This window comes from Streptomyces sp. NBC_00523 (assembly GCF_036346615.1).
In the GTDB taxonomy this organism is placed as follows: Bacteria; Actinomycetota; Actinomycetes; order Streptomycetales; family Streptomycetaceae; genus Streptomyces.
Genome location: NZ_CP107836.1, coordinates 2601332 through 2613600, shown reverse-complemented (window position 1 = coordinate 2613600; position 12269 = coordinate 2601332). Strand labels below are relative to the sequence as shown.

General features: G+C 74.2%; 10 protein-coding genes and 1 tRNA gene. 3 read left to right on the top strand and 8 right to left on the bottom strand.

All coding sequences use genetic code 11. The features are described from left to right. The first annotated feature begins 152 nt into the window (after positions 1-152). Together OHS17_RS11715 and OHS17_RS11710 are read left to right on the top strand one after the other, a co-directional pair. Complete coding sequence (locus OHS17_RS11715; RefSeq protein WP_330312115.1) at positions 153-935, top strand: maleate cis-trans isomerase family protein; 783 nt, start codon at positions 153-155, stop codon at positions 933-935. A gap of 99 nt (positions 936-1034) precedes the next feature. Next, positions 1035-2147, top strand: a complete 1113-nt coding sequence (locus OHS17_RS11710; protein WP_330312114.1) for an LLM class flavin-dependent oxidoreductase — start codon at positions 1035-1037, stop codon at positions 2145-2147. A 3-nt stretch (positions 2148-2150) separates the two neighbouring features. Here OHS17_RS11710 and OHS17_RS11705 read toward each other — a convergent pair whose 3' ends face one another. Next, positions 2151-3998, bottom strand: coding sequence for a putative bifunctional diguanylate cyclase/phosphodiesterase (locus OHS17_RS11705; RefSeq protein WP_443066131.1), 1848 nt, complete (start codon positions 3996-3998; stop codon positions 2151-2153). Between the two features lie 454 nt (positions 3999-4452). On the opposite strand from OHS17_RS11705, the gene OHS17_RS11700 reads away from it, so the two are divergent. After that, entirely contained in the window at positions 4453-5667 is a 1215-nt protein-coding gene (locus tag OHS17_RS11700) for a M6 family metalloprotease domain-containing protein (RefSeq protein ID WP_443066167.1), read from the top strand. 72 nt (positions 5668-5739) lie between these two features. Here OHS17_RS11700 and OHS17_RS11695 read toward each other — a convergent pair. The 7 genes from OHS17_RS11695 to OHS17_RS11665 all read right to left on the bottom strand — a co-directional run bounded on the left by OHS17_RS11695 (position 5740) and on the right by OHS17_RS11665 (position 12103). Continuing rightward, positions 5740-5813 (bottom strand) — tRNA-Lys (locus OHS17_RS11695). After that, on the bottom strand, positions 5804-6499 hold the full coding sequence (locus tag OHS17_RS11690) for a bifunctional DNA primase/polymerase (protein ID WP_161212910.1): 696 nt from the start codon (positions 6497-6499) through the stop codon (positions 5804-5806). Before OHS17_RS11690 ends, OHS17_RS11695 begins: the two co-directional genes overlap by 10 nt. A gap of 143 nt (positions 6500-6642) precedes the next feature. Then, the gene (locus OHS17_RS11685; protein WP_330312111.1) at positions 6643-6984 is read right to left on the bottom strand and encodes a hypothetical protein; all 342 of its coding nucleotides are present in this window, start codon (positions 6982-6984) and stop codon (positions 6643-6645) included. A gap of 116 nt (positions 6985-7100) precedes the next feature. Then, positions 7101-8435, bottom strand: a complete 1335-nt coding sequence (locus OHS17_RS11680; protein ID WP_018105701.1) for an AAA domain-containing protein — start codon at positions 8433-8435, stop codon at positions 7101-7103. Continuing rightward, entirely contained in the window at positions 8432-10069 is a 1638-nt protein-coding gene (locus tag OHS17_RS11675; RefSeq protein WP_330312110.1) for a hypothetical protein, read from the bottom strand. Before OHS17_RS11675 ends, OHS17_RS11680 begins: the two co-directional genes overlap by 4 nt. After that, entirely contained in the window at positions 10060-11151 is a 1092-nt protein-coding gene (locus OHS17_RS11670) for a hypothetical protein (RefSeq protein ID WP_330315228.1), read from the bottom strand. Before OHS17_RS11670 ends, OHS17_RS11675 begins: the two co-directional genes overlap by 10 nt. Further along, positions 11132-12103, bottom strand: coding sequence for a phosphatase PAP2 family protein (locus tag OHS17_RS11665; protein WP_330315227.1), 972 nt, complete (start codon positions 12101-12103; stop codon positions 11132-11134). Before OHS17_RS11665 ends, OHS17_RS11670 begins: the two co-directional genes overlap by 20 nt. Positions 12104-12269: the final 166 nt, after the last annotated feature.

Below are 12269 nucleotides of genomic sequence, written 5' to 3'. Positions count from 1 at the left end.
CGGATGCCCGGCCGCCCGCCGTTCATGCGCGCCCGGCCCGCCCGGGGCGATATCCGGGGCGGATGGCGGAATACTGGAAGAGGAGCGGGGAAACCGGTCAGTGCCGCCGCGGACCCGCGGGGCACAGACGCAGGCGCTGAGAAAGGGTGGACATGACGACCGTCGGATTCCTCTACCCGGGCCACTTCGCCGAGGACGACTATCCGCGCATGGAGATCCTCCTCGACAGCACCATCAGACTCGTCGTCCACCACACCGAGAGCCCGGACGCCGCCTACCGCGAGGAGCCCCTGAGCGCCCTGGGCACCCCCGGCCGGCTCGCCGCGGGCATCGAGGAGCTGCAGCGCTCCGGGGTCCAGTCCATCGTCTGGGCCTGCGACGGAGGCAGCTTCCTGTACGGGTGGCAGGGCGCCCACGACCAGGTCGCGGCCCTCGCCCGGGCGGCGGGCGTGCCCGCGTCCAGCACCTCGATCGGCTTCGTCCACGCGGTGCGGAAGCTGGGCGCCGAGCGCGTCGCGGTCGCCGCGACCTACCCGGAAGCGGTCGCCGAGCGGTTCTCCGCGTTCCTCCGGGAGACCGGCATGGAGGTGACCGGCACCCACGCGGCGGGCGTCACCGAGGCCGCCGAGGCCGCCGTCTGGAGCGCGGAGCAGGTGCTCGACCTGGCCAGGGCGGCCGACAGTCCCGAGGCCGAGGCCGTCCTGATCCCCGACACGGCCCTGCACACCGTCTCCCACCTCCCCGAGCTGGAGGAGGCGCTGGGCAAGCCCGTCCTCACCGCGAACCAGGTGGCGGCCCGGGAGGCCCTGCGCCTGGCCGACCGCCCCGCCTGGGCCCCGAGGCTCGGTGCGCTCTTCGCCCACCGCGAGCAGCCGCCGGCCCCGGTGAGCCGGGGGAGCGGGCGGGCGTACGCGCACAGTAAGAAGGACCAGTAGACGGGGCACCAGGGGTGCGCCCGGAATAAACGGAGCCCTCCTCCTGTTCCTGCTCTCCGGACAGACGAGCACCGACGCGCACCACCGGAGAGGCCAGACGTGGACGAGATTCGAGGCGACGAGATCCAGGGCGACGAGATCCGCGGCACGGCCCGGGGCACCGCCCCCGTGCCGCTGTCCGTGCTGGACCTGGTCACCGTCGGCCAGGGCCGCACGGCGAGCCAGGCCCTGCGCACCGGCGTGGAGATCGCCCAGCTCGCCGAGCGCCGGGGCTTCCACCGCTACTGGGTCGCCGAGCACCACTCGATGCCCGGCGTCGCCTCCTCGTCCCCGGCCGTCATCCTGGCCCACACCGCCGCCCGCACCGAGCGCATCCGCCTCGGCTCGGGCGGCGTCATGCTGCCCAACCACGCCCCGCTGGTCATCGCCGAGCAGTTCGGCACCCTGGAGGCGATGGCCCCCGGCCGCGTGGACCTCGGCCTGGGCCGCGCCCCCGGCACGGACGGCGCCACGGCGGCGGCGCTCCGGCGCACGGACCGGCTGAACGAGGGCGCGGACGACTTTCCGCAGCAGCTGATGGAGCTGACCCGTTTCCTGGACGACGACTTCCCCGACGGACACCCCTACGCCCGCATCCACGCGGTCCCCGGACCCGTCCAGGCCACCGCCGAGGGGGGCGTCCAGTCCCCGGCGCGCCCGCCCATCTGGCTGCTCGGCTCGTCCGGCTTCAGCGCCCGGCTCGCCGGGGTGCTCGGGCTGCCGTTCGCCTTCGCGCACCACTTCTCGGCCCAGAACACCGTCCCGGCCCTGGAGCTGTACCGCGACTCCTTCAAGCCGTCCACGGTGCTCGACGCGCCCTACGCCCTGATCGGCGTCGCCGCGCTGGCCGCCGACGACGAGCGCGAGGCCCGGCGCCAGGTGCTGACCGGCGCCCTGTCGATGCTCCGGCTGCGGTCCGGGCGGCCCGGTCTCGTCCCGACGCCCGAGGAGGCGGAGGCGTACGCCTTCTCGCCGATGGAGCGCGAGTTCGTGGACAACTGGCTGGTCAACATCGTGCACGGCACCGCCGACGAGGTCCGCTCCGGCCTGGACGACCTGGCCAAGCGCACCGGCGCCGACGAGCTGATGATCACCGCCAACGCCCACAGCGGCGAGGCCCGGCTGCGCAGCTACGGCCTGATCGCGGACGCGTACGGTCTGCCCGACGCGTAAGGGTTACGCCCCCGGGGCGCGGGTTCCGATCAGTTCGGCGATGCGCTCCGGGGCCACCGCTCGCGAGTAGAGCCAGCCCTGTCCGATGTCGCAGCCGATCCGGCGCAGCCGCTCCGCCTGGCCCGCCGTCTCCACGCACTCCGCGGTGACGGTCAGGCCCAGCCGGTGGGCGAGCTCGACCATGGCCTCCACGATCGTCTCGTCGGCGGGGCTGGGATGCGTGCCGTCCTCGTAACGGAAACCGCGCACGAACGCGCCGTCCAGCTTGAGCACGGACACCGGGAGGCGGCTCAGGTAGGCGAGGTTCGAGTAGCCGGTGCCGAAGTCGTCGATGGCGATGCGCACGCCCATGTCGCTGAGCGCCTGGAGGGCCCGCAGCGGGCGGCCCGCCGAGCCCATCACCGCCGACTCGGTCAGCTCCAGCTGGAGCAGCGCCGGGTCGAGCCCGGACTCCGCCAGGATCTCCGCGACATCGGTGACCAGGTCGGAGTCCCAGACCTGGCGCACCGCGACATTGACGCTGATGAACAGCGGCGGCCGCTCCGGGTGGTCCAGCTGCCAGCGCCTCGCCTGGCGGCAGGCGGAGCGCAGCACCCAGCGGCCGAGCTGCACGATCGAGCCGTCCTCCTCGGCGATCGCGACGAACCGATTCGGCGCGAGCATGCCGAACTGCGGGTGGTTCCAGCGCACCAGCGCCTCGACCCCGCGCACCACCCCGTCGGCCAGACCCACCAGCGGCTGGTACTCGATGGTGAACTCGCCGCGCTCCACGGCCGGGCGGAGCGTGGACGACAGCGCCTGGCGGGTCATCCGGTGGGCGTTGCGCTCCGGGTCGAACAGCGTCCAGCGGGCCTTGCCGTCCGCCTTCGCCCAGTACAGCGTGGTGTCGGCGGCCTGCATGAGACCGGTGGCCGACGTGCCCGCGACGGGCCGCTCCACCACGCCGATCGACGCCGACACCGAGAGCCGCTGCCCGCCCAGGTCGAACGGCTGCTGAAGGGCGCCCAGCACCGTGCGCGCGAGGCCGGTCAGCTGCTCGGTGCCGGTGGACTCCTCGACCAGCACCGCGAACTCGTCGCCGCCGAGCCGGGCCACCAGCGGGGCACCGGACGGGTACGCCCCCTCCTGCTCGGCGCAGTCCGTGAGCCGGGCGGCGACGGCCGCGAGGAGCCGGTCGCCGATGCGGTGCCCCAGGGTGTCGTTGACCGCCTTGAAGCCGTCCAGGTCCAGATAGCAGAGCCCGACGCGGGGGCCGGCGCCGTCCTCGTGGGGCGGGGTGCGCAGGGCCGCCGACAGCCGCTCGAAGAACAGCGCCCGGTTGGGCAGCCGGGTCACCGGGTCGTGCATCTGGAGGTGGCGCAGCCGGTTCTGCAGCTCGCGCCGGTCGCTGACGTCCGCGACGGAGAGCAGCACCTGACCGGGCACGTCGTCGCGGTGCGCCTGCCGGGCGTCGGGCAGCGGTACGACGGTGATCTCGGCCCACAGCGAGCGCCCGTCGGGGTGCTTGAGGCGGCGGGTGCAGCGGAAGCGGGAGCGCCGGCCGTGCAGCACCTCGCGGTACGCGTGCCAGGCGCGGGCGTCCGCCGCGAGGTCGACCAGATCGGCCGCCGACTGCGCGGTGAGCGCAGCCGCCCCGGTGCCGGCGAGCGCGCCGAGCGCCTCGTTGGCGGTGACGATCAGGCCCTCGTGGTCGACCACGGCCATGGGCAGGGTCGCGGCGCGGAAGGCGGCCCGGTAGTCGTGCGCCTCGGTGGCGGACACGCCGGGCGGACACGCTTCGTGACTCTGTGTGACCCCGGGTTGCTGTGCGGAGGGCGCCTCGGGCCCCGGCCCTTCGGAGGTTGCGTTCACCGTTCGCTCCGCCCTGCAGTTCTGTCCCGGACACCTCTGGCCGGACTGGCCCGCCGCGTGGAGTGCCGTCGTCAGAGGCGGAAACCGCGCAGGAAAGCGAGGTGAAGCATAGAGGGCGCGCCCCGCGCCGATCCAGCGCCCCGGCCCTCGGGCACCTCGCCCACGACTCGCACGGCCCAGGCGGGCGCGATCCGGTTTGTCCCCGACTGATTGATTCTGCGCACCTCTGTTCTCTCGCCTTGCGTGGGTGATCGATTGTGACTGTCTGTGAAGGAAGTCGGCGGAGTGGTGGTCGACACGACTGGGGGAGTCCAGCGTGACGAAACGGCCATAACCGCACAAGGTGGACGGGAGGGTTCCAGGGTCCGCGCGCCGCGCCGGAGTCGTCCGCGGCCCTAGCTGTCCGCTCCCCGTTCCGGAGGTCGATGTGCCGCGTCAGCCCGGGCCCTCAGAGGTGGAGCGGCCCAGCCCGCGCGCGCTGGCCGCCGGGCTGATCTCGCTGCTGGCGCTCGTCGCCACTTCCCTCGTCGCCGGACCCGCTGCCGCCGCCACCGGGGACGCCGCCCCCTGCGCGCTGCCCCGCACCCCCGCGCACCACTCCCTCGGCGTCGACCGCTGGAACGGCGCCTACCCGCGCCCCGACCACCCCCTCGACGCGGTGATGGTCTTCCTCTCGTTCCCGGACGCCAGGCCGGCCACCACCCCCGCCGAACTCACCGCCGACTACTTCCCGGCCACCACGCAGTTCTTCCGGCGCGCCTCGTACGGGAAGTTCACGCTGCGCCCGCACCCGCAGCGGGAGTGGATCCGGATGCCGAAGCCCTCCACCTGGTACGGCATACAGCGCGACTGGACCAGCGACCGGCGCAGCGCCTATCTGCGCGACGCGATCCACGTGGCCGACCGGCGGATCGACTTCTCGCGCTACGACATCGTCTACCTCGTCGCGGACCCGGACGCCCCCGGCGTCGACTCGGACGCCACCAAGGTCGTCAACTTCGACCGGCCGCTGCACGCCGACGGTACGGACATCAGGCGCGTCGTCACCGTCTTCGAGCAGCACCCGCCGGACCACAACGTCCTCGCGCACGAGACCGGACACGTCTTCGACCTGCCCGACCTCTACCACCGGCCCACCGACGGCAAGGGCGACTGGGACACCTACGTCGGTGACTGGGACGTCATGGGCAGCCAGTTCGGCCTGGCCCCGGACCTCTTCGGCTGGCACAAGTGGAAGCTGGGCTGGCTGGACGACCGGCAGGTGGTCTGCGTCCAGAGTGACCGCGTCGTCACCCTCGAACCGATGGCCGACGTGCCCGTGCCCGGCGCCTCGCTCGGCACCCGGCTCGCCGTCATCAGGACCGGCGAGGGCAGCGCGGTGGCCGTCGAGGCGCGCGCCTCCACCGGCAACGACCTCTCGACCTGCGCCGAGGGCGTCCTGCTCTACCGGGTGCACAACGAGACCCCGTCCGGCGGTGGCCCGGTCGAGGTGCTCGACACGCATCCGGACAGCGACGCCTGCTGGGAGCGCTCGGTCTACCCGCCGCTCGCGGACGCGCCGCTGCGCATCGGCGAGACGTACTCCGTGCCCGGTGCGCACGCCACGATCGAGGTCGCGGACCGGACGCCCTCGGGCGCGTACACGGTCCGCATCACCACGGGCACCTGACCGGGCCCGCCGCCGGACCCGCACCGGACAACGAAGAAGCCCCCCGCTTCCGCGAGGGGCTTCTTCCGTCTGTGCGCCGCCAGGGACTCGAACCCCGGACCCGCTGATTAAGAGTCAGCTGCTCTAACCAACTGAGCTAGCGGCGCCTGCTGACGTCGTAGACCTTAGCACCCGGATCGGTGAGAGGAAAAATCGAAATACGGGGCGTCGGAGCGGGCGCCGACCGGGCCACCCGGACACACGCCCAGAGCAGTACGTCCGGCCCCGGCAGCCACGGGGTCCGGGTGTCCGGCGCCACCAGCCAGCGGGGCCCCGCGTACTTCTCGTCGCAGGTCAGGGGCGGGACCGTCACCGCGTCCCCGGTGCCGTGACAGAGTAGCGGGGGCACCTTCGTACCGCCGCCGTCACGGCTCTGCGGGCCGCCGCCCCACTCCTCCCAGTCCAGCAGCGACGGCAGTCGCTGGGCCGTGCCCGGGGACGCGAAGAGCAGCATCCGGCCCCGGTGCGCGGCGACCGGACCCGAGCCCGGACCGTCCGCCCACAGGTGCTCCAGCATCCGGCGCCCGAACAGCGTGGGTACGTTCACCACGTCGAACGCCGTGCCGCACGGCAGGACCCCGGGCGCCGTCGGGCGCGACTCCCACTGGGCCAGGGCGCTGCGCGGGTACGCCGTCGCCCCGGCCAGCCACGCGGCACCGGCCGCCGTGACCTGGGCCGTCTGGTTCCGCGCGGGCTCGCGCAGGACCGAGAACAGGTCGGCCTCGTGGCCGGCGCGGAGGCAGGGTCCGTCGCCGTGGTGCAGGGTCGTTTCGTCGGGCAGCCATGCGGTCATGTGCACAGGTCTACCCGGAGTGATCAACCGGATTCCGAGAGTTGCCGGAAATCGGGACAGGGGAACCGCACGAGGAGTATGGTTCGCCCGGGCATATGCCGGGTGGTGGTACCCGCGGCCCGTACCCGGGCGCCGGTCAGTCCCTACGGCTGCGGCGTGTTCAGCAGGGTGCGGCCGAACTCGACCATCTTCTTCGCGTAGTCCTCGGTCCACTCCGCGCGCTGTGCGATGTCCGCCGTGGTGAGCCGGTCGAACCGGCGCGGGTCGGCCAGCTGGGCCGCCGCTATCGCCTGGAACTCGACCGCGCGGTCGGTCGCGGCGCGGAACGCGAGGGCCAGCTCCGTCGCCCGGCCCAGCAGCTCCTTCGGATCGTCCATCGACTCCAGGTCGAAGAAGTGCTCAGGGTCCGCGACGGCGGCCGCCGGCTCGAAGAGCAGGGACGCGGGCTTCAGCCGCCGCTGCTCGCCTTGCTCGGGTTGTGCCATGGGGTCTTCCTCCTCGGGCGGCCCGGACGGCCACCCTTCATTGTCCTGTCGGCCGCAAGGGGGCATAAGTCTGCGTCGCGAGGGCGTGCGCCGACCAAGGCGCGCCCCCGGCGCACTCAACAACTCCAGCGCACCCGGTGTTCCGCCAGATGCGCCAGCACCGCGTGGTTCGCCTCCCAGCCGTCCGGGAACTTCACCGTGACGCCCAGCTGGACCGGCTCCGTCGACGGATGCTCGTCCAGCAGATCGGCGACGCCCTCCCGGCAGACCACGATGCACGCGTGCCGGTGCCGGGACGCCAGCACGCACAGGCGGCCCGTCTCCAGGTGGAACGCGGTGGCGTCCGGCCGCCCCGACAGCGGGTGCAGCACCACGGTCACGTCGAACTCGCGGCCCTGGAGCCGGTTCGCCGTGTCCACCGCGACCCCCGTCACGCCCAGCTCCGCGAGCGCCGCGCGCACCGCCGCCGCCTGGTCGCGGTGGGCCGTGCCGACCGCCACCCGGTCCGCCGTCACCGGGGCCGCGTCGGGCGACCGCTCACTGGTGGCCGCGCCGCCCCGGTCCAGCAGCCGGCGCACCACCAGGGCGACCGCCCGCACCGCCTCCGGGTCGGTGCGCGGGGTGTGCCGGGCCGGGAGTTCGAGGAGCCCCCAGCCGGACTCCGCCGCCTCGTCCAGCACCCGGTCCGCCGCCGACCCGTCCGACGCCACCCCGAAGGACAGCCGCCGGTCGCCGTGGTCGGTGCCGCTGCGGAACGGGGTGTACGGGTAGAACGCGTCCGACACCAGGGGCGCGGCCGACGCCGGGAGCCGCCAGGAGACCGGCAGCCGGTGCTGCGGCAGCTCCGGATTGTGCGCGAGCAGGGTGCTCACCGCACTGGCCGAGGGGTCGTAGCTCAGCCCCGCCCACTGGTCCGCGCCCACGATCGAGAACGGGTCCAGCTGGCCCGGATCGCCCACGAACAGCGCCCGCTCGAAGAGCCCGGCCACGGCGAGCAGCGCGTCCGAGCGCATCTGGTACGCCTCGTCCACGATCGCGTGCCCCCACGGCTCCACGTTCTTCACATGGGCCCACTTCGCGGCCGTCGAGATGACCACGTCGAGCCCGGCCAGATCCGCCGCCTTCGCCGACTTGCGTACGTTCTCCAGGCCGTCGAGCACCTTGTCGTACGGATCGGAGTCGCTGCTGTGCAGCCGGCCCACCGGGAGCCCGGGGTCCTTCTCCGCGAGCCGCACCACCAGATCGTCCACCTGCGCGTTCGTCTGGGCGACCACCATCAGCGGGCGGCCCGCCGCGGCCAGCTCCAGCGCCGCGCGCACCACCAGCGTCGACTTGCCGGCCCCCGGCGGGGAGTCCACGACGACGCCCCGGGCCGTGCCGTTCAGCGTGTCGTCCAGGATCTTCGCGGTGGCCAGGCCCGCCGCCGCGCCCGGGTCGAATACGGCCGTCACAGCAGGTCCTCCGGGGTCACGGGATCGGGCAGCTCGGACGCTTCGAGGCCGCCCGGCGGACCGCCGTGGGTCCACGGGGTCTCCTCCGCGTCCGGCAGCTGCGGCCCGCCGCGCTGGTCGTGCTCGAACAGGGTCCAGGCGATCCGGTCGCCCGGCTCCGGGACCGACCCCGGGGCCGGCTCCTTGGCGCGCCCCATCCGGTCGGTGATCCGCAGCACCAGCGAGAGCGCGCCGCCCTCGCCGCCCTCGCCTTCCGAGCCGTCCGGCTCGTCCGCCGGGCCGTACGCCACGAACTCGGCGGTCTGCGGCTTGCCGTCCAGCGAGCGGTAGACCTTCACCCCCGCGCCCAGCTGCGGCCGCTCCTCGGTGCGGACCGTGACCAGCGGGCGCGGCGAGGGCCGCTTCGACTCGCTGTACGCCATCTCCACCGCGCTCACCTCGGCGAGGAACGCCTCCCCGGCGAGCCGCCGGCCCGCCAGGACGAGCGGGTCGTCCAGCGCCTCCTGCGCCTCCAGTTGCGCCTGGGCCGTCTCCCGGGCGGCCAGCTTGCGGGCGGCCGTCACCGCGTCGTCCCGGCGCGGCTGGGGCGGCTCACCGGAGCGGACCCGGTCGCGGTGCGCGGTGAACGACCAGCGGTCCCGGGTCCAGCGGTCCTCGGTCCTGGCCCCCTCGGGCAGCTCCCGCAGCAGGTCGAGACCCCGCCACACCGCGTCCCAGGTCGGCAGCAGCACCCCGGCGAGCAGCGCCCTGATCTCGCGCTCGGCCCCGGACAGCTCGGCCAGCCGGGCATCGGCGGCGAGCCCGTCCTCGGCCGCCGCGAATGAGGAGCGCGCCCGGTCGTACTTCTCGATCGCCGGGGCCAGCAGCCGGTTGTCGAAGTCCGGATCGGTGGCCGGGCCGGCCGGCGGGCACAGCAGCTGCCCCGCCGCGTCCCGGGCCAGCTCGGCCCGGAGCGCCGCCTCCGCACCGGACTCCCCGGCCGGCGGGTCGATCCAGGCGAGCAGCGCCCCCAGGTGCTGGTCCTCCAGATTCGACTGGCCGGTCGCCCAGTGCCGGTTCAGGAGGTCCGTGCAGGACAGCAGCTGGGAGGAGCCGGGGACCCGGGCCCGCTCCCCGTAATGCGTCAGCCAGCGCCCGAGGAGCGGGACCCGGGCGGGCGCCGGATACGGCGTGTCCGGGTCGTCCTCGGCGGTGCGGCGGAAGCGCATCGAGCGGCCGAGCAGCCGCACGAACTCGATGCCCGCCCGGCTCGGGACGACGATCTGGGCCGCGTCCACGCACAGCTCCGTCTCGACCTTGACCCGCTTCCCGGTCGCCGGATCGGTCTCGTTGCGCTCGGCGGGCTCGATGACGTCCGCGTACGCCTCGATGTGCGGCAGGACCGCCTCGGCCAGCTCGGCGAGGAACGCGAACCGCAGGTCCCGGTCGCGCGGCTGGGCCACCGCCAGCAGCCGGGGCGCCTCCCGGTCCGTGCCGACGAGCGCGCCGAGCGGGGCGCCCGCTTCACCCGCCGTGGTCAGCGGCACCAGGACGAGCGGCCGGTCCGTCAGCCGGCGGTGGCGCACGGTGGCCGTCGGCCGCGCCCGGCCGCTCTCCACCGCCTCCAGCCGGGCCAGCGTGTTGATCAGCGACATGCGGCCCGCCCCTCCAGCGCCTCGGCGCGCAACGCCGCCGCCCTGCGCAGGGCGGCGACCGCCGGATCGGCCGGATCGCCCTCCTTGCCCGCGGCGGCCGCCAGCACCCCGGCGACCGTCGTCAGCCCGCCCAGCTCACCCCGCACCCCGCGCCCCAGCGCCTCCACGGCGCCCTCGGACCGCGCCCGGGCCCGGCAGTGGAAGGCCAGCTCGCAGGCGGACAGGCACTCCGGCGCGTAGGCCGCGGCGACCGACTCGACCGCCGACTCCAGGTCCTCGGGGGAGCGCTCCGGGTCGAACGAGGCGCCCTCGGGAAGGGCGGCGGCGATCTCCTCGACGCGGGTGAGTCGGGTCAGCTGGCGGCGGGTGACGGCCCGCTGCTTGCGTACGTCCACGACGGAGGCGGCCGGCAGGTTCGAGAAGTCCTTCGGGCACACCAGCAGCACCCGGTGGCCCACCCGCGCCCCGTCGGTGACCTCCGCGACCCGTTCGAGGGCCAGCACGTACACCGCGGACTGGCGGGCGGCCGCGCCCACCTTCGCGGCGTCCGCCGAGCCGTCGATCATGGGGAACGACTTGATCTCGACCACGGTCCAGGTGCCGTCCGGATGCACCACGACCGCGTCCGGCTCCAGATAGGCCGGGGAGCCCGCCACCTCCAGGGCCAGCATCGGGTGGTCGAGCAGCGCCCAGCCGCCCGTCTCCGTCGCCTCCCGCAGCGCCAGCGCGGTCCTGGCCGCGCGGCCCTCGGGCCCGGCGGCGGCCAGATCGGGCGTCGCCACCTCGCGCGGCGGTTCACCGGAACCGCCGAGCCGCTCGTGCAGCAGGCGCATCAGCTCCGTACCGCCGTCGGCCTTGACCCGGGCCTCGAAGGCGTTGCCCCGCATGAAGGCGAACTGGGACTGGCCGAACGGCGCCGGTGAGCCCAACGCGGAGGCGAGCGCGCCCTTGTCGACCCCGGCCCCGTCCAGCAGGGCGCGGCGCTTGCAGCCCGGGTTGGCGGCGAGGGCGGCGAGCGCGCGGGCGTCCAGCGGGCGCGGGGCGACCGCCGGGCCTCTCAGCTCAGCGAGTCGCTGCCGCAGGGTCCCCGTCGGGGGTGCGTCCTGTCCGGTCGGCGCCGTCGGCCCGGGCAGGCGGGCCGGCCGCTGCTGCCGCGTCGGATGGTTCTGCGGAGGAGGTCCGCTGGCCGGGGATTCGGTCACCCGCCGAAGTCTCGCACCCGGCACTGACATCCGGGGACCCCGTCGTCGCGGAACCCCGCGAGAAGCGGGACAGGACCGCCGACTTGACCCGGTCGGCGAGGCGCATCACGGGCCGGGCGAGCAGCGCCCCGACACCCATCACGGCGCAGCCGGCGACCGCGTCGAGCAGATAGTGGTTGGCGGTGCCCATCACGACGAACGTGGTGATCAGCGGGTACGCGATACCCGCCGCGCGCAGCGCGGGGTGCTTGGCGTGGCGCCACAGCAGGATGCCGCACCACAGCGCCCACCCCACGTGGAGGCTGGGCATCGCCGCGTACTGGTTGGTCATCCCGCCCATGCCGCGCGGCGCGCTCGCCTCCGTACCCCACCAGCCGTACGAGCTGTACTGCGCCATCGTGTCCACGAAACCGTGCTTCGCGTCCAGCAGCCTCGGCGGGCACGTCGGCATCAGCGTGAAGCCGATCAGACCGAGCATCGTGGAGGTCATCAGCCAGGTGCGGGCCCTGCGGTACGCGGCCGAGTGGCGGCGGAACATCCAGATCAGGACGGCCGGGGTGACCACGTAGTGCAGGGAGGCGTACGCGAAGTCGGACGGTATGCCTATGGAGGGGTGCGCGGTGAAGAGGCGGTTGAGCGGGTGCTCCGCGTTCAGGAACAGCGCCTTCTCCACGCGCAGGATGCTCAGTCCGTGGTCGACGGCCGTGGACACGTCACCGCGTACGAGGAGGCGGCCGCCGGAGTACGCCGCGTACACCAGGGCCAGGAGCGGCAGCTCGGTCCACCAGCGGGGCCGGTGGCGCGGAGCGGGCGCGGTGGTGGCGTGCGGCATCCGGAACTTCTCCATCACGTATTCATGCGGCCGACTGCGGGCGTTCAACCGTACGGTGCGCGTCGGGCGCGTGTCCCCCGGGGGTGTGGTCGGCACCCCTCAGCTGCTGCGATTCCTCTGTGGTCAAGGGGACGCCGTCGCGGCCCGCCGGGTTGCCTCTTCGGCG

What these genes read in the sequence shown, in the direction of transcription:
- OHS17_RS11715 (WP_330312115.1), top strand. Translation starts at nt 153, where the DNA reads ATGACGACCGTCGGATTCCTCTACCCGGGCCACTTCGCCGAGGACGAC.
- OHS17_RS11690 (WP_161212910.1), bottom strand. Translation starts at nt 6,499, where the DNA reads ATGACCGCATGGCTGCCCGACGAAACGACCCTGCACCACGGCGACGGA.
- OHS17_RS11685 (WP_330312111.1), bottom strand. Translation starts at nt 6,984, where the DNA reads ATGGCACAACCCGAGCAAGGCGAGCAGCGGCGGCTGAAGCCCGCGTCC.
- OHS17_RS11675 (WP_330312110.1), bottom strand. Translation starts at nt 10,069, where the DNA reads ATGTCGCTGATCAACACGCTGGCCCGGCTGGAGGCGGTGGAGAGCGGC.
- OHS17_RS11665 (WP_330315227.1), bottom strand. Translation starts at nt 12,103, where the DNA reads ATGCCGCACGCCACCACCGCGCCCGCTCCGCGCCACCGGCCCCGCTGG.